This is a genomic window from Clostridium acetobutylicum ATCC 824, assembly GCF_000008765.1.
GTDB lineage: Bacteria > Bacillota > Clostridia > Clostridiales > Clostridiaceae > Clostridium_S > Clostridium_S acetobutylicum.
The window spans coordinates 2382458-2403836 of record NC_003030.1; the positions used below are offsets into that span (position 1 = coordinate 2382458).

Here is a 21379-nt window from a genome sequence, read left to right on the forward strand (position 1 = left end):
TTTACTATACTTTTTTATTATAAATACGGGATTTAAATCTCGTCAACAAAATCTAATATTTTAAATTTAATCTACCATCTGTGCTTTTAATGCAATAGCACACTCTATTCTCTTTTTTTGCATTTTACATCCTATTTCATACGGAATATGCATATCTCCATTAAAATTATAATTATTAGCCTGACATCCACCACTGCAGTAAAATCTAGCCCAACATTCTCTACATTTAGGCTTATTGTATATATGTGCCTCTCTAAATTCATTACCCATTTCTTTATTAATATTGTCATCATCATATATAGTTCCCATTTTGAAATCTTCGTTTCCAACAAATTGATGACATGGGTATACATCACCTGATGGCGTTATAGATACATATTCATGTCCTGCACCACATCCCGAAATCCTTTTGTATACGCATGGTCCACCATTTATATCAATATTAAAATGATAGAATTTAATTTCTTTTCCTTCTTTATGTCTCTTTATCATATCTTTATACAATTTGTCGTATTGCTCAAATATTTGTGGTATATCTTCTTCCCTTAATGAAAGATTATGATCATCTGGCAACACTACAGGTTCAATGGATATCTCTTTAAAGCCCATATCCGCAATATACTTTACGTCTTCAAAGAAATCAGTATTATTTCTTGTAAATGTTCCTCTTACATAATACTGTTTTGATTTGTCTCTTCTAGCTACCATTTTCTTTATATTCTTAAGTATAGCATCATGTGATCCAGTTCCATCTGCTCGTACTCTTACCTTATCATTAACTTCTTTTCTTCCATCAAAGCTAAGAATTATATTGCCCATATTTTTATCTAAATAATCCATTATTTCATCATTTAAAAGTGTTGCATTTGTAGTCATTGTAAATCTTATATTTTTATTGTATTTTTTTTCTTCTTTCTTGGCATATTCAACAACCTGCTTTATTGTATCAAATGCCATAAGAGGTTCTCCTCCAAATAAATCCACTTCAATGTTTTTACGAGGTCCACTATGTTTTATGACGAAATCAATTGACTTTTTAGCAACTTCAGGAGACATTATTTCTCTGCAGCCTTTATATTCTCCCTCATCCGCAAAACAATACTTGCACTTTAAATTGCAATCATGTGCTATATTTAAACATAAAGCCTTTATAAATGATGGAGATTTAGTACTTTCTTTAGCTATATCCTCATATAAATCTTTAGAATAAAGAACTCCCTCATCAATAAGTTCCTTTATTTCATCATATGCTTCTGAAATTTCTTCTTCCTTGTATTTATTCTTCAATCTATCTAATAGTTTTTTCTTACTTCTTATTTTATCCTCATCAATTAAATCATAAACCATCTCATCTACTTCATGTATTGAACCAGAATTAACGTCTATTATATATCTTTGATCATCTTGAATGAACTTATGCACTAATGACAAAATTTTTTCCTCCTTAAAATCAACTTCTAATTTTTATTATTATAACTTCACAAAAAGTTTAGGGCTGTCCCAAAATATTCAACTAATAAGGAAGGGTTTAACCTTGCTATCGTTAAAACTAAGGATTTTCTTCGTGAAAAATTTTTTCATAACTTTTCCTCTCAAAAATCTTAGTTTTTAACGAGTAAAGCAAAGTTAAACCCCTAGTCCCCGTTCTCACCTTAAAGGTGACTGTTACCTGATTTTTTATATTATTTACTTTCGCAAGCTAAATTTGCAACTGTGCAAGATGTCTTACATGCTGATTGGCATGAATTTGCACATTCCTTACATCCAGGTTTTTTAAGACTTTCTTTTATATTTGATTTATTAATACTTTTTATATGTTTCATTATGATTCCTCCCATTTAATACAAGCTACAATAAATTATAGCATAATTTAAAAATTAAATAAAGAATTTAAATGTTAATTCCAAGCATTCCTGACAATATACCAACTACAATTGCCAAAGTAACTCTTATAAAATCTCTCAATTGCATACCTCCACTTGATCCATCTACAAGAGAAACAATATAAAATATCAAGATATAAAACAATCCAACTAAAAGTCCATTAAGCCAGCCCTTTTTGCCAGATTTTCTTGAGGAATAGATACTGCCATACATTACACTTAAAAGAGTAGTTACTAGTATAACCATATTAGTAATACCTTCTGAAAAACTGATTTTAGTAGAAACAAAAGAAAAAATCAAAATAACAATAAGAGTAACAAATATTGCCCTTAAAACTCCTCCTGCTGCCGAAACGTAAATTTTACTACTTTTCTCCAAATAAACTCACCCCCATCCACACAAAAAACAATTTCATACAATAACCGTACAATTATTATTTATGTAGACAGAAGTAGTTTTATTACACTCTACTTTTGATTATCTGCTTTTCTCGTTTCAACTGTTGCTATTGCTTCTTTTTTTATTTTTATTTTAACTTTATCAGGTCCTGTTTGAATAATGACAAATTGTTCTTGTATGTTAGTTATCTGTCCCATTATTCCCCCAGTTGTAACAACCTTATCATTTACTCTCATCTCTGAAAGCATTTTATTAAACTTCTTCTTTTTAGCTCTATCCGGTATATACATAGCAACATAAAACATTCCAAGTAAAAATACAACATAAAGTATCGTTAAAACTGTATTTGGCATAATAAAGTATCACTCCCTATAATATTGAATTTTTAAGCTTTTCCAGCCCATGCTTTTAATTTCTCATTTTTAAATTCTTCAAAACAATCTGCATCTATTGCATTACGTATATCTTCCATAAGTGTATTATAGAAATAAAGATTATGGAGTACACATAAGCGCATAGCAAGCATCTCTTTTGCTTTAAATAAATGTCTTATATAAGCTCTACTATAGTGCTTACATGTTGGACATTGACATCCTTCATCTATCGGAGAAGCATCTAATTCAAACTTTTCATTTCTTAGATTTATCTTACCGTGTTTAGTAAATACATGTCCATGCCTTCCATTTCTAGCAGGTAGAACACAATCAAAAAAGTCCACTCCTCTTGAAACTGCTTCAAGTATATTACTTGGAGTCCCAACTCCCATTAAGTATATAGGCTTATCTTGTGGCAAATGTGGAACAACTGCATCTATTATGCGGTACATCTCTTCATGAGTTTCTCCTACTGCAAGCCCACCTATTGCATAGCCATCTAAATCCATTTTAGCTATAGTTTTTGCATGCTCTATTCTTATGTCATCATAAACTCCTCCCTGATTTATACCAAAAAGCATTTGCTTTTTATTTATTGTATCAGGAAGCGAATTTAACCTGTCTAACTCTTCCTTACATCTTACAAGCCATCTAGTAGTTCTCTCAACGGATCTTTCAACATATTCTCTCGGAGATGGGTTCTCAACACATTCATCAAAAGCCATAGCAATAGTAGACGCAAGATTACTTTGTATCTTCATACTTTCTTCTGGTCCCATAAATATCTTTCTTCCATCAATATGCGAATTGAAATAAACTCCTTCCTCTTTGATTTTTCTTATTTCTGCCAAAGAAAAAACTTGAAATCCACCAGAATCTGTTAAAATAGGCCTATCCCAATTCATAAATTTATGAAGACCACCTAATTTTTTTACTACGTCATCACCTGGACGAAGACTTAGATGATATGTATTTGAAAGCTCAACTTGACAATTTATTTCCTTAAGATCCATGGAGGACACTGCGCCTTTTATAGCTGCAAGCGTACCAACATTCATAAATACAGGAGTTTCTATTGTTCCATGAACAGTCTCAAATCGTCCTCTTCTGACTTTACCAGTTTTCTTTAAAAGTGTGTACAAATGTATTCCTCCTCAGTTTATTTTATAAACATAGCATCCCCAAAGCTAAAGAATCTATATCTATTTTCTACAGCTATTTTATACGCATTCAGTATATTATCTCTTGAAGATAATGCACTGACAAGCATCACTAATGTTGACTTTGGAAGATGGAAATTTGTTATAAGCCCATCTACTATCTTGTATTTATATCCAGGATATATGTATATATCAGTCCACCCAGACTGTTCTCTAACATTTCCTTTTTCATCTGCAATAGTCTCCAAGGTTCTAGTTGAAGTTGTTCCAACAGATATAATTCTTCCACCATTTTTTCTAGTTTCATTTATAGTATCAGCACTCTCTTTTGAAAGCATATAATACTCCGAATGCATATGGTGACTTTCTATATTTTCTACCTTTACAGGCCTAAATGTACCAAGACCAACATGAAGAGTTAAAAATACAGTTTTTATTCCCTTAGCTCTTATTTTATCTAATAGCTCATTTGTAAAATGCAACCCTGCTGTAGGTGCTGCTGCAGATCCATTATTTTTTGAGTATACAGTCTGATACTCTTCTTTATTTTCTAATTCTTCTGTTATATACGGTGGGAGTGGCATTTGCCCAAGCTTATCAAGTATTTCTTCAAAAATCCCTTCATACTTAAATTCCACAACTCTATTGCCGTCTTCTCCTATACTCTTAATTACTGCCTTTAAAACTCCACCACCAAACTCAAACTCGGCTCCAACTTTTGCTCGCTTACCTGGTTTAACAAGAGTTTCCCACGTATCTTTATCAATTCTCTTTAGAAGTAAAAACTCCATCTTTCCGCCTGTTCCTACCTTATTTCCAATAAGTCTTGCAGGCAAAACTCTTGTATCATTTAGTACAAGGCAATCTCCTGGATTTAAATAATCTATTACATCTTTAAAAATTCTATGCTCTACTTCTCCACTTTTTTTATCTACTACCATAAGCCTACACTCATCTCTTTTATCACAAGGATGCTGAGCTATAAGTTCTTCTGGTAAGTAATAATCAAAATCTTCTAACTGCAAAATATCCACATTCCTTTCATTTACCTACTTAAAATCTTACTTTTCCTTTTTAAAAAATGAGCATTGATCATTATTTACAGTACCATTTTTTTTCATATTAAATGGCACTTTTAAATGTTCATATGCTTTTTTAGTTGCCATTCTACCTCTAGGGGTCCTCATTATAAATCCCTTTTGAAGAAGATAAGGTTCATATACATCTTCTATAGTATCTATCTCTTCTCCAACAAAATAAGACAAAGTTTCAATGCCTACAGGTCCTCCAGCAAAATTATTAACTATTGCCTGTATTATTTTATTATCTATGCTATCAAAACCTTCATCATCAACTTCAAGTAAATTAAGGGCCTTTTTAGCAGAATCAAGATTAACTATACCTCTCCCCTTTACATCTGCATAATCCCTAACCCGCTTAAGAAGCCTATTTGCAATTCTAGGAGTACCTCTTGATCTCATTGCAATTTCGAGAGCTGCATCTTCATCGATATCAATATCAAGTATAGATGATGATCTTACTATTATTTCCTTAAGTTCTTCATCATTATAAAACTCCATAGGGCAAAGAACACCAAATCTATCCCTTAAGGGTGCAGTTAATAATCCTACCCTAGTTGTAGCTCCTATAAGAGTAAATTTAGGCAAATCAAGTCTTATAGATTTTGCGGCAGCTCCTTTACCTATTATTATATCCAAAGCATAGTCTTCCATTGCAGGGTATAATATTTCTTCAACACTTCTGTTAAGCCTATGTATTTCATCTATAAATAGTACATCATACTCAGAAAGTCCTGTTAAAATAGCGGCTAAATCCCCTGCTCTTTCAATAGCTGGTCCAGATGTAACTTTTAAATTTCCACCCATTTCCTTAGCTATTATATTTGCAAGAGTAGTTTTTCCAAGACCTGGAGGCCCATAAAAAAGTACGTGATCAAGAGCCTCACCTCTCTTTTTAGCTGCCCTTATAAATATATCCATTTTTTCTTTTACTTTACTTTGACCTATATATTCATTTAACTTTTGAGGCCTTAAGTTATATTCTGCAGAATCTTCTTCTAAATTTACTGATGTTAAAATTCTATCATCCATATTAAATCACTCTCAATTCATTAAAAACCTTAAACAACTTTTTATAATATTTTCAATGCCTTCACTCTTGTCCACATTATTTATAGCCCTATCTGTTTCTTTTTCTGAGTATCCAAGCGAATTTAATGCAAATCTTACTTCTTCTAGCTTCTTACTGTGTTCATCATAATCCACATCTAAATTATTAATTTCAGAATTTCCCTTTGAAATATCTGTAGACTTAAATTTATCTTTTAACTCCAGTATTATCCTTTGCGCAGTCTTTTTACCTATTCCAGGAGCCTTTACTATGGTCTTTTCATCACCTGTAATTATAGCATATTTTAAATTATTTACAGTACAAATGGACAATAGTGACAAAGAAGCTTTTGCCCCAACTCCATTTATGGTAAGAAGTTTATTGAACATTTCAAGTTCATCTTTAGTCAAGAAACCATAAAGACCTATAAAATCCTGTCTTACTATTTGAGTTAAATATATGAGAACATCTTCTTCCGGCTTAGGCATATTAGCCATAGTATTACCTGATGTAAAAATCTTGTATCCCACACCATTATTATCTACTATTATGTAATCCTTATTTATTCCTATATACTTTCCCTTTATGTATTCATACAAAATCGTTACCCCCAAGTAAAATATTATCATTTTAAAAATAAAACCTACAGGTCGTTTAATCATAACCTGCAAGTTTCTTAGCATCTTCTTTTGATCCAAAAACCAAAAATCCTTTTCTTAAAAGATCCCTAGTTTCATTTTTGAGCTGATTTACACTTATATAAGCCTGCTCATTAGTTTTTATAAGGCTTCCATTGTCATCTACCTTATATACATTTATTTTATCACTATTTTTGTCTTTATTTAAGATAAATACACCATCAACTTTATGATTGTTTATATATCTATTTTTTATGACCTCGACTTTCATATCATTGTCCCATATTACAATATATCCTTGTTTCTCATAACTTCTAGTTATTTGTTCTTTAGTCATTCCTGCTTTATGCTCTTTTTCTGCATTAGTTTCTTCACTTGATGTTAAAACATTATTCTTTGTCTCATCTTCTGGATCAAAGGTTATATCATAATTTTGTTTTACTATCAAAAGGGCCAAGGTCTTTTTTCCCTCTTTATTATTTGAAGTGTATCTAGCTTTCTCACTTTCATTTCGTCCCAAAAATTCATCAATGCCTTTGGATATTTTATATTTTTCTGCATTCATAATCTTAATTAAGTTTCCTCTATACCCTATGCAAAATGAAAAAATAAAAGTTACTAATAAAGCCACAACACTTAAAATAACTTTCTTTTTCAGTGTCATACTATCCCTCCTATTTATATTGGATAGTATTAACACTTTTAATATTTTTTATTCAAAATTAACTATATAAAATATGCTACCAACTATTATATATCAACTATTTATATAATTGCAAATTAATTATAGGATTTCTCAACCTTTAAACAGCTAAGAAATCCTATAAAAAAATTAGTTAATATTTATATTATGACCTATACTTATATTTTAGATTTGTCTACTAACCAAAAATGTAAACTCCTTAAGATTGTGTATTCCGTCATGAGAAGTTCCCGGCTCATGTAAAGACATCTTTCCAGGTTTAGTTACTATGCTAACACCAAGTAAAGTCATTTTTTCTATGAATTCTTCGTCATTGCCGCTATATCCCATAGTCTGAAGATAATCCTTTAAGTTTTCAGAGACGTAATTTACAACATCGCTTTTACTTGAATAAGGACATACAAATATAAATCTATAAAAACATTTGTTTATATCTTCTTTTTCAGGCATTCCATCTGATAGAATTACTGTATAATCAGCATTGAAGGAAGAATAAACTTTAAATCTTCTTTCATTTTTCATTCCATATTTAAGAGTACAGTATTGTCTGTCTTGTATTGTCTTAACTGAATTCCATTCACTTAAATATGCCTTAGGTATAACCTCTGTGATTTTTCTAAGAGAAGCCGAAAGACAATGTGAAAATTCATCTACATCTATCTTATCATTTAGAAATACTACCCTAGGTGATAAACAAGCCTTCTGTTCCCAACATATTATATCCTTTGCTATCTCCTCTGATACTTTATTTAAGTCATCACATTTATCAACTACTTCAAAACTTATTTTTGCTCCATGCATTATCATGTGTTTTTGATACTTTGCGCACATTTCACCTATTATTCTTGAAGAATACTCTCCACCCCAGTGTATAACACCATCTGAATTTTTAACGATTGTGTCATAGATTTCAGTTTTACTACTATCAAAGTACAAAACGGATAGCCTATCTTTCACAGTTTCATCTAACTCACATAGACTTTTATAAAATGCATACGCAAAATATGGTTCATCTTTAGATACCTTAACTAAATTACAGTTTTTTGACAAAAGACCCATGGATATGCTCATTGGTATAACCACGAAAGCATTTCCTGAAATATTATGAAATATAATCCCTCTTGGCTGTCTATGCTCATAGCCATAATTTGTTTTGTGCCATGAATCTAAAATATCTACCTCTCCAAGTTCCCTCTTAATAGTATTTTGTATATTTTCACGAAGAAGCATTTGCATCATACTCTTAAACTCATAATTTACTAATTCAAAACTTTGGTTTGTTATCTGTGCTAATGTTTCAATATGCTTTTTTGAATAATTGTCATCAAGCCATAATTTTGCACATCTATCAAGCAAGTCAATTGTTTCCTCGGTTTTTATATCATGAACTTTATTTTTATTCTTTTTAAGCCTTTCTAATTCCTTCTCTACATCACCTTTACCGCTTGTCATAAGTTCAAGCTTTAATTTATTAACTTCCTTAATAGTTATCTCTTCGCCACATGTAAATTCAAGCTTCATTTTTGTTTCCCCCTTACATCTAAAGTAGCTCCGCATCCTTTTGCTTCTGATCCTTTAACTCTTCCAACTATCTTAAATGTCATTCCTTCATGCTTACATTCAGGGCAAGAATCATTAGCTACTATTTCTGCAATATCATCCACAAGTATAGATGCTCCAGCAAAAGAAGATGTTCCATAAGCATTCAAAACCTGTACAAGTCCTCTATCACCAGGTTTATTTAGTGGCTCTAAAGTTTTCACATCTCTTATTATTACTCTTCCCCATGTTGGAACATGAAATAAATAACTTCTAAGCTTTTCTGAATAATGTCCGTCCATTGGAAATGTGTTTTCTGTAAATGAATAAGTATCACGGAAATTTTTTTGAGGTATGCCTAGAAACTCTGAAATTTCCTCAACGAATTGATATCTTTCTATTTTAGTTCCAATAGATATATTTCCTTTTTTTCCATCCCAGCCTCCACCGCCAGTATGTACTATCGCTCTACTTCCTAAGTTATACGGACCTTTTCCTTGTTTTTTCAATTCCAAAACGGCATTATATAAAAGAAGCGTTGATCCTCTAAGTGATAAATGATTATTTCTCTCGTTATTAAACTTTAGAAATTCTTCAAAGGAATTCATATCAACTGAGAAGCCTTCACCGCAAGACTTTAACAAGAAAGTAGTATTTTCACTAAAATCAAAAATACCTAATAAGTTTCCTATATAAGACTCTGTTGGCTTGTCCATTATACGAACACTTTTATATTCTCTCATTACTTTTGGTTCAGGATAAAATACACAATTATATTCACTTGCAGAATCATAGAATTTATCATCCATTAATACAAATTTCCTTATTTGCATTAAATCAGAGTTTCTTCTGCCAACCATACTAGGATCCCCACTTGTACTACTTGATAAAGTCCATTTATCTAATTTATCAGGTTCTACTCTAAGAAGACTCAAAAACAAGTTTGCAGATTTTTTAAAAAGAGTAGTTGCCAAAAAAGGAATGTTTGTTATATCCTTTTCACTTCTTAAGTGTTCACTTGGATTATATCCTTGACTTTCACACAATATCCTATAGGCCTTACACTCTTCATATTGACCAATAATATTACTTTTTAAGTCATCAAAAAAATTCGAATATTCCATATTATGTCACCTCACATATTTTACATTTATTATATTTTTTTCTATATTATAATTATAATTCAAAAAAATTCTATTACAAATTAGGATATATACTGTATTTATCATTATAGCTTCTTAATTTTAAGTATGACCAGTCAGTCTAGTTTTTTCTTAAAATTCATTGATTTTCCTTTAATAAGTCTTAAAACTATAAATAAAATTATATAACATTAAAATTTTAATGCATTAATGTTCCAATATCAATACCTATATTTAGAATTAATTTAAAATGTAGGCATATTATTTAATTCTAATAAATGGTATAATTATATTATTATAGAAACTTTGTATTAATATTATAGAAAGGAGAAGTTTTAAATTAAAATAAGCATATGAATAGAAATAACTTATTAGAATTCATTAATCAAATGTCAAGAGTATCTGATAAATACATAAATTCCGAAAAAACAGACTTTGATAAAGCAAATTATACTATTACGCAATTTAATGATGAAATTTGCTGTACTATTGAGGATACTCACATTATACAAATCAAATCTCTGTATGTTGGTACCGTAAATATACTAAATAATAAAACAAATTCCCTGTATGTTGAACTTGGAAATGAGATTGAGTGCGGCCAAACCTTATGCACCATTAATCATTTAAAAATACCTATAAATATTGTTTCACCAACTAAAGGCATACTTACCAATATACTTGTAAAAAATAAAGATATTGTTCAATATGGTGAAATACTTTTCGAAGTTACCAAAAAATAGACTATACATATTATATTTTTTTACTTTAATAAATAAGAATGGCACCTGTATAAAAGCGCCATTCTTATTTATTAAATTCTATTTTTCAATAATTATTATCTTCATAGCTTCAATTCTCAAACTTTTACCGACAGTCCCTGCTGTCTCCCCATCCTTAACCCAGTTTTGCCATCCTTGGTTTTGGACTTCAGCTTGATACAAAATACTGTATTTATCAGCTCCAGTTCCTTCTAGCATTATCTGTAGAGACTCTATTCTTAATCCTTTTCCTTCTGTTCCCGTTAGAGCTCCATTATAAATCCAGTCTTGCCACCCTATATTTTGCACTTGAGTTTTATATTTTATGTTTAAACCTACCGGTGTGTTATTTAAGTTTATTTTAAGTGCCTCTACTCTTAACCCTTGTCCTTCCGTTCCCGAAACTGCTCCATCTTGAACATAGTTCTGCCACCCCACATTTTGTACATGACTCTGATAAGATACCATAGGTGGTTTTTCAGTAATTTTAATTTTTATAGCCTCGATTCTTTCTGATTTTCCAACAGTTCCAGCTGTCTGACCATCCCTAAACCAAGGCTGCCAGCCTTCATTCTGTACATGAACCTCATACTCCACACTATATTTATCTGCATCCGTTCCCTCTAGCATTATTTGAATAGCCTCAACTCTTAGCCCTTGTCCTTCTGTTCCTGCTAGAGCTCCATTATATACCCAACTCTGCCAACCTATATTTTGTACTTGAGTTTTGTATTTTATATTTAAACCCGCCGGCGCGTTATTTAAGTTTATTTTAAAAGCCTCCACTCTTAATCCTTGCCCTTCTGTTCCTGCTAGAGCTCCATCTTTGACATAATTTTGCCAACCTATATTCTGCACGTGTGCTTCATATATAACTGATGGAGTGGCTACTGCCAAATTCTGACCAATTCCAACTGTATCAAAAGCATTATTCACAGCTGCAACCTCCGCTGAACCACCTCCATACAAATCTACAGCGGACTCTACTAAAACATTTCGAGCTTCATTAAAATCAGTAGTGGGAGTCATATAATTCACTAATGCCCTGTAATATATTCTTGCTGTCTTTTCCATACCAATACTTTGTGCAATAAGATACGCTGCCTTATTTGTTATACCTGAATTAGTATGTACTCCCCCAAAATCTCCAGCTTCATTATCTGGAAGATTTTCATATCCACTCATGTTATCTGGTTGATCATATAATGCAGGATTAACTAAACTTCTTAAAGCATCTCCTTTAATTTGAGGAGTATAAATATCATCTCCTATAACCCAATCACTAGGATTAATTTGCCATGTCCCTCCAGCTGCAACATTATACTTAGTATATGTTTCTATTAAAACACCAAATGTATCTGCAATTGATTCATTTAATGCTCCTTGTTCATTATCATAATTAAGATTTGCAGTATTCTCTATCACACCATGAGTCATTTCATGTCCAACAACATCCAAGTCTCCACTAAGATAAGTAAAATTCAAGCCATCACCATCACCATAAATCATTTCCTGTCCATCCCAAAATGCATTATTATAGTTTTTTCCGTAGTGAGTATAGGATTTTATAGCCATACTATTGTTATCTAGGCTATTTCTATTAAATAAATTCTTATAAAAATTAATAACCTTACCTGCATTGTAGTGAGCACTTACAGCTGCCTTATGGCTTTCCTGATTAAAATTGCTTGTACTATTAGAAACTAAAGTCCCTAATAATGTAGTATTGTTATAGGAATAAGTATTAATATAACTTGCTGCAGAATTCGATATATCCTTCATTTGATAGCTACTACCTGATTGATACAAATTAAGTGTTCTAGTAGTTCCAGATACATCAATTCCTGTGCCCAATACTTTACCATCATATTTTATATTGTTTTCAGTCTTAATTACTTTTCCTGAACTAATATCAACAAAAACATCCCAATTCCCTATAGTTGGATTCGTATAGTAAATATTCACCTTAAATACTTCATAATTTTTATTATTGTCTGTCAAAATCGTTTTTATAGCCTTAGGTGTATTTTCTAAGGTTTTATAAGTAAATTGTTTTAATGCTATATTAACAGCATCCTCTTCGTTTATACTTATATTTCCAAGCCTTGTTACAGTTTTATTTTTTTCTATAGTTCCGTTTACACTTACAACTGTTCCATTTTTATCAAAGTGCACATTTAATATTCTATCTTTTACACTAACTCCATTAATTACTTGATTAAACCTTACAAAAGTATCTCCGTTAGAATCCTTCTTTGTGCTTATAGGCTTAAGTTCATTTTGAGCACTATCAATTCCAAATATCTGCTTATTATCTTCTAGAAATTGGGTTGCTTCTTTTTCACTTGGTACTTTCTTTTTAGAAAGCTTTCCTGCAATAAATACTTGTCCGTTATTTTGTTGAAATTTTATTTTTTCTCCATTTATATTCTCAATTTTTTTTACAACGTTAAGCATTTGTGTATACTGTGATGTTTCTGTACTTGTTGCAGCTTTCTCAGCATATATAGGCGCTGAATACAACATAACTGATGTTAAAACTATAAAAGCGGATAATATCTTTTTACCCACTCAAATCACCTCATTTATTTTTTAAATGTGCAGCAATATTGTACCAAGCTATTTATTATACATAAAGAATTATTTTTCGTCATTTTTTTCTGTAGTTTAATTATCGTGCTATTATTTTTCAAATAAACTTTAATCTAATAATTTTTTAGCTATTGTGCACATAAAATAAAATCGTTCTTGAATTTTTACGGAAATTCAAGAACGATTTTATATATAGACATCTATAAAATTAAACCTAAAAAAATTATTTCACATATACTTTTTAAATTTATTATTGTACTTAGCTTCTAGGATCTTTTATTTTCCTACTTCTATCCCCATCTTTTCCAAGTTTTCTTGATTCATTTGAAAATCCTACTTCATTTGAGGTTTCCTCTTTCATTTTTTTTAATTCAGCTTTTGTTTTTTTACCCGCTTTTTTATTTGCTTTTGAATTTTTGTTGTCCTTATGTGACATAAAAATTCCCTCCTGTATAAGTAGTTTGAATTTAATCACATCATAAGTTTGCCCCAAAATCAAAAAAATATAATTAATCTTACTTGTATAATAAAACACCTCATTTATATAAATGAGGTGTTAACTTGTATTATTTACATATGAAATCAAAGCAGATTTACCACATTATATTAATATATAAACTCAATAATATATTTCAATCATTATATCATATATGTAATCCAAGTATTTTTCATTTAATTGTCATAGGTTCTCTTATTCAGATAATCACAATAAAAAACAATAAAATACAGTATTTAACATTTATTCTAATAAGCTGTATACTTTATTTGTATTAAAAATACATTAAATCAAACTTAAGGAGGATTTAAAATGAAAAACTTAAAATTAAAAGCTTTATCTTTAGGAATTATTTCTACTTTATTAATTTCTTCTAGTTCTTTTGCTGCCACTACTACTAAAAATATAAAAAATTCATTTTGTAAAACTGCGATTGCTTCTAATTTATATAAAACACAAAACGCTAATTTTATAACTAAACTAAATAATAAAGTAAGCAACAGAATGTTTGGTAGTCCTTCTGGAGTATCTACACCATTCCAAGTTATACCTGTAAATAATAGCATTCCTGGCATATATGCATATCATTTTGTTGCAACGGGTTCTTCATTGGAAGATATAATAAATTTCGATCAAAGAGCACGATACTTTGAATTAGTTTTAAGAGATTCAAGTGGACATATTGTAGCATCTCATACATTTTTAAATGCAGGAAAACGTGACGAAAGCGGACAACCACAAGGTGTTTTAAATTTAGACGTAACATTACCTCAAAACGTAAAATTAGTACCGTACGCATCATATTCAATGGAAATTCAAAATTTAGATTCAGTATCAATAGGTGGTATGGAAACTTTGTATTACTAATTGCTAAATCCTAAGCTTAATCAACTAAGCTTAGGATTTAATAATTTCTTTATTCTATTTACATCCAAAGTTCTTATTTTCATTATACATATTCTCATTTTTTTACATATTACATATTTGAAAACTTATTTATTTAACTATTCCCTTATTCACATCAGCTTCAACTGTCTTGATAACAAAATCAACTATCTCTTTTATTTACGCTCTAGTTAAGTAATCGCCATATTTATTATCCAATTTATCTAGCAAATCAGTTATTTTTTCTTCTGCAAAATCCTTTGGATAAAGCTTAGCTAATTGAATCAAGAATTGCTTACATTAACCTTAAATTTTAACTTATTTGAATTAACCACAAATAAATGTATTTGTTTGTGCCTTTCCTTCGATCACCATTAATATTGTTTGATGGCTTAATATCTTTTTTAATATTTTATCATTTATTACGATATTTGAACTTGTATTCTACTTTATAAGCATTTTTATAGATCTTATATGTTTTTTTAGCCTTATTTACAGCTTTGTTAATGTTATTGCCTATCTTTTTACATAAAAGTATATATACCGATGAAATTGAGCCTCTCTTTCTAGTCTTTATAAATTGTTTTTCCTTTATTTCTTTTAGGACTCTTGAAATGGTTCTTATTGAATAATGTAATTTTTCAGCAATATAAGATTGGAATAGATATACTTCTGTCTTCTCTCTGCCATTTTACTTTGGAAGTTGGATTTTCTTTAATATATTCTTGCTGTACACAATATACACAAACTGCTCTTATATTTTTTAATATGAATAGACTTTAAGTCTTCTAATTGAATAAAAAATAACACCTTCATATGTGATTGTTACATCTACATATAAAAGTGTTATATGTTATCGTAAAACGATAAAAACATGTATGTCACCATAAAATGTTTTTATTAAAACGCTCTCAGCCCTTTATCCTTCAAAGGCCTCGTCAAACTCAGCATTGTGATATACATCTTGAACGTCATCACTGTCTTCGAGTTTATCTATTAATTTTTGAACTCTTTCAGAATCCTCAAGACTTAATTTAACAGTATTATCTGGAACCATTGTTAATTCAGCAGATACAAACTCAAAATTTTCTTTTTCAAGAGCTTCACGTACATTTGAAAACTCTTCTTGTGCTGTTGTGATTATGAAAACTTCTTCCTCTGAAGCGAAATCCTCAGCTCCAAAATCTAAAACTTTCATCATGAGTTCATCCTCATCTATTGAATCATTTTTTTCAATTACAATTTGTCCTTTTCTCTGAAACATCCAAGCTACGCATCCACTTGCACCCAAGTTTCCACCATTTCTATCAAAACAGTATCTTACATCACTTGCACTTCTATTTTTATTATCAGTTAATACATTAACCAACATTGCTACACCTGCAGGACCATATCCTTCATAAATTATTTCTTCATAATTTACACCTTCAAGTTCACCTGCACCTTTTTTTATAGCTCTATTTATAGTATCCATAGGCATATTAGCTGCTTTAGCTTTTGCAACACAGTCTCTTAACTTTGAATTAGCATCAAGATTAGCTCCCCCTGTCTTAACAGCAACAGCTATTTCTTTACCTATTTTAGTAAATACTTTTCCTCTTTTGGCATCCGCCTTGCCTTTTTTAGCTTGAATATTATGCCACTTTGAATGTCCTGACATATCTTAATTCCTCCTAACTATATGTAAAAAAACCTATAGGGTTATAATTATAATACAATTCCCTATGCTATAAAAGTTACTTAATTTTATAAACACATACGTTTGTATTATATCACAAAGACCATTTTGAATTCAATTATTCTTGAAATAATCTATTATCACCCTTAAAGTAGTATGCTTCTTTACCAACATTAAACTTTAAATTTCCATGACATATTTCAGTTACATCTTTTCTTACTTCCTCCAGCTTATCACTTTCACAGTTAAATAAAATATTAACCTCATCTGTATAATCTATGTTTTCAATATGCCAATTCTTATTCGAAAAATGATATTGAAGCTTACCTAAAAGATCATAGTTTATTCCTATAGATAATGGTACTCCCTTTACCTTTAGAACTATACCTGCTTCCTTTACAGCATCTGAGGCACTTCTAGAATAAGCCCTAACGAGCCCACCTGTCCCTAAAAGTATTCCTCCAAAATATCTTGTTACAACAATAGCTGTATCTGTTATTCCATTTTTCTTAATAACCTCAAGCACAGGAACTCCTGCTGTACCTTGTGGCTCACCATTATCACTACACTTTTGAATCATCCTGTTTTCTCCCACAATATATGCTGGTACATTATGAGTAGCATCCTTGTGTTCATTTTTTATTTTCTCCACAAACTCCTTTGCTTCCTCTTCCGACTCTACTCTCTTTATATGTCCTATAAAAAGAGATTTCTTTTCTTCAAATTCAACTTTAATTTCTCTTCCAACCGTTAAATAGTCCATAAATTTTCACTTCCATTCAACAATGTTACTTTTTTTATTTTAATATGCTGTTTATAACATCAATTCCTCTTTGAATTTTGTCCTCATTAGTCTTTGAAAAACCAACTTTAAAATAATTAAGACCGTTAGCTGCATCTTTATAAAAAAATACTCCTGGTGTAATTAATACTTTATTTCTTTTACATTCATAAAATAAATCAATGCAACTCTTTTTTATTAAATCATTTATTTTCAAATAAAAACTAAACCCTCCTCCAGGACTTATAAACTGCACTTTATCTTTAAGAACACTTGAAAAATTATTTATCATGAAATTATATCTTTTTTCATATATAATATTTATTTCATTTATATACTTTTTCCAATAACCATTTTTAATATATAAATCTAAAGCTCTCTGCATCAAACTAGATGTAGATATGTCAGTATTTATTTTTGAGTTCTCTATTTGCTCCTTAATTTTACTTGGCATAACCAAATAACCTATTCTAATTCCCGGGAGAAATATTTTGGAAAAACTCTTTATGTATATAACTCTGTCTCCTTCGTCTATAGCCTTAAAACTTGTATAATCAATACGCTCATCATATCTTATTTCAGAAAGATAATCATCTTCTATGATATAGAAATCATACTTATTAGCAAGCTCTATTATTTTTTTCTTTTTTTCATAGCTATATGATAAACCTGTTGGATTTTGAAAATATGACATGGTATAAAAGCATTTTATATTATTTTTCTTTAAAATTTTTTCAAACTCATCTATATTAATGCCACCACATTCCATATCTACTTCAAATATGTTTGCTCTTCTCCATTTAAATATAGAAAGCGCTCCACTGTAGGTTGGCTTTTCTACTATTATATTGTCATTTACATTTACAATAGCTTTTGATATTATATCTATACCCTGCTGCGCTCCAGAAACTATTAGTATTCTCTCAGAATCTATCTCTCCATTCCAAAAATACTTACTTATATTACTCCTAAGCCCTTCATATCCTAAAGTTTCCTCATACGATAAAGCATCCACTCCATCCCTATCAAGAACTTCATTTATTACCTTTTTAAAATTATCTACTGGAAAAAACTCTGCGCAAGGGTTCTCTTCTGCAAAATCAACATAGTCATCATAGTCTTCCTTGCTAATTCTTTTAAATGTATTTGAATAGTCTCTTAAAAGTCTTTTATTTATATCTCTTTTTTTTGCATAGGTTCCACTTCCCATTTTTAAAAAAGCGTATCCTTCACTCTGAAGCTTTTTGTATACATTAACTATGGTATCATTGTTAACACCTAAAAACTCCGATAGCTTTCTTATAGATGGCAGCTTTTCTCCATCACAAACTTCACCATTATCGATAAGTTTTTTTATATTTTTAGCTATTTGAATATACTTAGGAATTTCTTCTTCAAAACAAATCTTGTACTTTTCCATTAAAATCACCTTTTATAAGTAATATACGTTTTCCATACAAAGAGCCTTTCCATCCTTTATGCTGTACTTACGAGTTCCCTTTTTTATTATATTAAATTCCCAAAGCTTACTTAATATTTCCTCAAAATTTATAGAAAAATCATTAAATACAGGATCAGTATTAATATCTTCTGCACTTAAGCTTTTATCCTTATCTCTCATATAATCAATTAAAATAGCGGTAATTGACTTTATATTTTTATTTATGAATTCCTCTATTTTATCAACAACTTCTTTTATAGCCTCTTCAACATTGTCCTTTGAAAAAAACAGGTTGTCTATATAATTTTTAAAGTCGCCGTTTATATTAGTCAGCATGTTAACATCGTCTTTATTTACCATATATCCCGAGTGATTAATATACAACTTGGAAAATTCCTCAACACATTTTACAGAAAAATAGTATGCTGTATATATCCTTTTATTATTTAAATACTTTTTGCATAATCCAAGACTCTTTAACAAATCAGAAATATATACCATATTCCATTTTTCTCTATCAATATCAGGATAATATCTTCCGCTGTCGTATTTTTCCGTTATATCCTTATCTTTTGAAAATACAAGTTTAGAAGAGGCAAATATCCTGTGAAAAAAGCCTCCCTTTATGTCATTTTCATTTAAAAGTACAAATTTATTTTTTCCCATAAGCTTTATATGAATAGGTACATCATTTTGTTCCATATAAATATTTTTTATATTAGCCATTTCTTCATCTATTATAACAAATAAATCTATATCAGATTCTTCCCATAAGTCTCCAGATACTATGCTTCCAAATACCATAGTCGCAAGAACTTTCTCATTTGACTTTAGCAATTTAACTATAGTGTTATATGCTTTTTGATATTTTAATATATCGTTTTCCATGATTAACCCTCCTGCAACAGTACTTACATCATATATTCCTTACATCTATTATAAACCTCATTATCAACTATTGCTACAATATGAGTTCCTTCGTTTTCAAACTCTTCTTTTTTTACAACAGATGTTTCATGAATATACGCAGCTACCTTTTGATCAGAATATGGAACTAAATACTCAACTTCTCTAATACTACTTGGAATTTTTTCAGCAATTTTATTCATTAATAAATCAAGATTAATCTTTTGTTTTGCTGATATTTTAACAAGCTCCTTTTCCTTAATACTCTCTTCTATTTTGAGAAGCTCTTCCTCTGATATCTTATCAATTTTATTTAAAACTAATATCTGAGTTTTATCATTTGCACCCAATTCCTCTAGAACTCCATTTACAGCTTCTATTTGTTGTAAAAAAGTATCTGAAGATGCATCAACCACGTGAACTAATAAATCAGAATATATTACCTCTTCTAACGTTGACTTGAATGCTTCCACAAGATCATGAGGAAGTTTTCTTACAAAACCAACAGTATCTGTAAGTACTGCTTTTCTTCCATCCTCAAGCTTTATTGCTCTAGTTGTTACATCTAAGGTCGCAAAAAGCATATCTTTTTCAAGGACATTTTCTTTCCCTAAATTATCTAGTGGAGCTGCTATTTCACATATTGCATTTCTAAGTGTAGATTTACCTGCATTAGTGTATCCTACAAGAGAAATACATGGCAAATTTTCCGAAACTCTTCTTTCTCTTTGCACCTGTCTTGTTTTCTTTATCTTTTTTAATTCCTTTTGAATTTCATAAACTCTTTCATTTATATGTCTTCTATCAACTTCAAGCTTCTTTTCCCCTGGTCCTTTAGTTCCTATACCTGCTCCAGTTCTTGAAAGTACCTTACCAAGTCCCATAAGCCTAGGCAATCTATACTTAAGCTGTGCCAATTCAACTTGAAGTTTAGCTTCCTTTGATCCTGCTCTTCTTGCAAATATTTCAAGTATCAAAGTAGTTCTATCAATAACCTTTAACCCTATAGCTTCTTCAAGATTTCTAACTTGAGCTCCCGAAAGTTCATCATCAAAAACTATAATATTGGCGCGACACTGCTGAGCCAATAACCTTATTTCATCTACTTTTCCTTTTCCTATAAAATATGCATTATCAATCTTTTCTTTTTTTTGTATAACCTTTTCTGCAGTTAAAACCCCGCATGCGTCTGCAAGTTCCTTTAATTCATCTAAGCTTTCCAATGTATCCACACCAACTATTATGGCTCTTTCTGAATCATCATAATCAAGCTCTAATTTATCCATGTGCTCTTCTGCATAGTTGATTTCATCCATAAACTTATAATTTAAAGCTTCCTCAAAGCTTGCGGTTTTAACAATTTTAGGAATTATACTGTTATCCTCCACATCGCAAAAACCTATAGTCACACCTGTTACTTTTCCATCAACTGTTCCTACTGCCACTATAGAATCCAGTCTAGAATTTAAAAGGGATGATATATCTATATCCGAAAGCTCCGGATTGCCACTAGGGTGTGTATGTATTATTCTAATTCCCGATAATCTTTTTTCCTTAAAATCAAAAACAGGTGTCTCAACACTTCTTGCATCTCCTATAGAAACACTTACAACTTTACCTTTTCTATTAATACCAACACTTATTTCTCTCTCGATTATATTTGTTACACTACATATTAATTTTATAAGTTCAGCAGTGAAAATATTTTCTTTTGAATACATATCATATAATTTTTCAAGTTCATTAAGTAGAGAATTTTTTACTCCCTGCACATTTCCTGATATCATAATTTTATTTCCTCCTTAAGCACTACTTTAAAGCAAACTTATTTTATATTATACCATTTATGAGATGAAATTTATACAAATCT

The 21379-nt window shown here is 30.3% G+C and carries 20 protein-coding genes; 2 read left to right on the forward strand and 18 right to left on the reverse strand.

Features of this window, described 5'->3' with window-relative positions:
- Positions 1 to 66: 66 nt before the first annotated feature.
- The 11 genes from scfB to CA_RS11745 all read right to left on the reverse strand — a co-directional run bounded on the left by scfB (position 67) and on the right by CA_RS11745 (position 9951).
- The gene (gene scfB / locus CA_RS11695; protein WP_010965577.1) at positions 67 to 1431 is read right to left on the reverse strand and encodes a thioether cross-link-forming SCIFF peptide maturase; all 1365 of its coding nucleotides are present in this window, start codon (positions 1429 to 1431) and stop codon (positions 67 to 69) included.
- 251 nt (positions 1432 to 1682) lie between these two features.
- On the reverse strand, positions 1683 to 1823 hold the full coding sequence (scfA, locus tag CA_RS11700) for a six-cysteine ranthipeptide SCIFF (RefSeq protein ID WP_013913578.1): 141 nt from the start codon (positions 1821 to 1823) through the stop codon (positions 1683 to 1685).
- 67 nt (positions 1824 to 1890) lie between these two features.
- On the reverse strand, positions 1891 to 2262 hold the full coding sequence (locus CA_RS11705) for a TIGR04086 family membrane protein (protein ID WP_010965578.1): 372 nt from the start codon (positions 2260 to 2262) through the stop codon (positions 1891 to 1893).
- 89 nt (positions 2263 to 2351) lie between these two features.
- Positions 2352 to 2636, reverse strand: a complete 285-nt coding sequence (yajC, locus tag CA_RS11710) for a preprotein translocase subunit YajC (RefSeq protein WP_010965579.1) — start codon at positions 2634 to 2636, stop codon at positions 2352 to 2354.
- Between the two features lie 32 nt (positions 2637 to 2668).
- Positions 2669 to 3799 (reverse strand): tRNA guanosine(34) transglycosylase Tgt, encoded by a 1131-nt coding sequence (gene tgt, locus CA_RS11715; RefSeq protein WP_010965580.1) that lies wholly within the window; start codon positions 3797 to 3799, stop codon positions 2669 to 2671.
- A 17-nt stretch (positions 3800 to 3816) separates the two neighbouring features.
- A complete protein-coding gene (gene queA / locus CA_RS11720; protein ID WP_010965581.1) occupies positions 3817 to 4842 on the reverse strand; it encodes a tRNA preQ1(34) S-adenosylmethionine ribosyltransferase-isomerase QueA in 1026 nt (341 codons plus the stop codon).
- Positions 4843 to 4878: 36 nt separating this feature from the next.
- Positions 4879 to 5928, reverse strand: coding sequence for a Holliday junction branch migration DNA helicase RuvB (gene ruvB / locus CA_RS11725; protein WP_010965582.1), 1050 nt, complete (start codon positions 5926 to 5928; stop codon positions 4879 to 4881).
- Positions 5929 to 5940: 12 nt separating this feature from the next.
- Positions 5941 to 6546: a Holliday junction branch migration protein RuvA gene (ruvA, locus tag CA_RS11730; protein WP_010965583.1), complete on the reverse strand. Its 606-nt coding sequence runs from the start codon at positions 6544 to 6546 to the stop codon at positions 5941 to 5943.
- Positions 6547 to 6601: 55 nt separating this feature from the next.
- Positions 6602 to 7249, reverse strand: coding sequence for a hypothetical protein (locus CA_RS11735; RefSeq protein WP_010965584.1), 648 nt, complete (start codon positions 7247 to 7249; stop codon positions 6602 to 6604).
- A gap of 204 nt (positions 7250 to 7453) precedes the next feature.
- Positions 7454 to 8809: an acyl-CoA reductase gene (locus CA_RS11740; protein WP_010965585.1), complete on the reverse strand. Its 1356-nt coding sequence runs from the start codon at positions 8807 to 8809 to the stop codon at positions 7454 to 7456.
- Positions 8806 to 9951, reverse strand: coding sequence for an acyl-protein synthetase (locus CA_RS11745; protein WP_010965586.1), 1146 nt, complete (start codon positions 9949 to 9951; stop codon positions 8806 to 8808). Before CA_RS11745 ends, CA_RS11740 begins: the two co-directional genes overlap by 4 nt.
- A gap of 407 nt (positions 9952 to 10358) precedes the next feature.
- On the opposite strand from CA_RS11745, the gene CA_RS11750 reads away from it, so the two are divergent.
- Positions 10359 to 10712 carry an acetyl-CoA carboxylase biotin carboxyl carrier protein subunit gene (locus CA_RS11750; RefSeq protein WP_241428628.1) on the forward strand — a complete coding sequence of 118 codons (354 nt, stop codon included), beginning with the start codon at positions 10359 to 10361 and terminating at the stop codon, positions 10710 to 10712.
- A gap of 78 nt (positions 10713 to 10790) precedes the next feature.
- Here the strand turns inward: CA_RS11750 and CA_RS11755 are convergent, their stop codons facing one another.
- The gene (locus tag CA_RS11755) at positions 10791 to 13301 is read right to left on the reverse strand and encodes a M4 family metallopeptidase (RefSeq protein ID WP_010965588.1); all 2511 of its coding nucleotides are present in this window, start codon (positions 13299 to 13301) and stop codon (positions 10791 to 10793) included.
- 280 nt (positions 13302 to 13581) lie between these two features.
- Positions 13582 to 13758, reverse strand: a complete 177-nt coding sequence (locus tag CA_RS11760; RefSeq protein WP_014518973.1) for a hypothetical protein — start codon at positions 13756 to 13758, stop codon at positions 13582 to 13584.
- Positions 13759 to 14130: 372 nt separating this feature from the next.
- Between CA_RS11760 and CA_RS11770 the strand changes: the two genes are divergently transcribed.
- Positions 14131 to 14685 (forward strand): hypothetical protein, encoded by a 555-nt coding sequence (locus tag CA_RS11770; protein WP_010965591.1) that lies wholly within the window; start codon positions 14131 to 14133, stop codon positions 14683 to 14685.
- Positions 14686 to 15622: 937 nt separating this feature from the next.
- On the opposite strand, the gene CA_RS11775 is transcribed toward CA_RS11770, so the two are convergent.
- The 5 genes from CA_RS11775 to hflX all read right to left on the reverse strand — a co-directional run bounded on the left by CA_RS11775 (position 15623) and on the right by hflX (position 21296).
- The gene (locus tag CA_RS11775; protein WP_010965592.1) at positions 15623 to 16363 is read right to left on the reverse strand and encodes a YebC/PmpR family DNA-binding transcriptional regulator; all 741 of its coding nucleotides are present in this window, start codon (positions 16361 to 16363) and stop codon (positions 15623 to 15625) included.
- A 136-nt stretch (positions 16364 to 16499) separates the two neighbouring features.
- Positions 16500 to 17144, reverse strand: a complete 645-nt coding sequence (locus CA_RS11780; protein ID WP_010965593.1) for a YigZ family protein — start codon at positions 17142 to 17144, stop codon at positions 16500 to 16502.
- Between the two features lie 34 nt (positions 17145 to 17178).
- The gene (locus tag CA_RS11785) at positions 17179 to 18582 is read right to left on the reverse strand and encodes a PLP-dependent aminotransferase family protein (RefSeq protein WP_010965594.1); all 1404 of its coding nucleotides are present in this window, start codon (positions 18580 to 18582) and stop codon (positions 17179 to 17181) included.
- A gap of 12 nt (positions 18583 to 18594) precedes the next feature.
- Positions 18595 to 19491: a nucleotidyltransferase domain-containing protein gene (locus tag CA_RS11790; protein WP_010965595.1), complete on the reverse strand. Its 897-nt coding sequence runs from the start codon at positions 19489 to 19491 to the stop codon at positions 18595 to 18597.
- Between the two features lie 23 nt (positions 19492 to 19514).
- Positions 19515 to 21296: a GTPase HflX gene (gene hflX, locus CA_RS11795; RefSeq protein WP_010965596.1), complete on the reverse strand. Its 1782-nt coding sequence runs from the start codon at positions 21294 to 21296 to the stop codon at positions 19515 to 19517.
- Between the last annotated feature and the right edge of the window lie 83 nt (positions 21297 to 21379).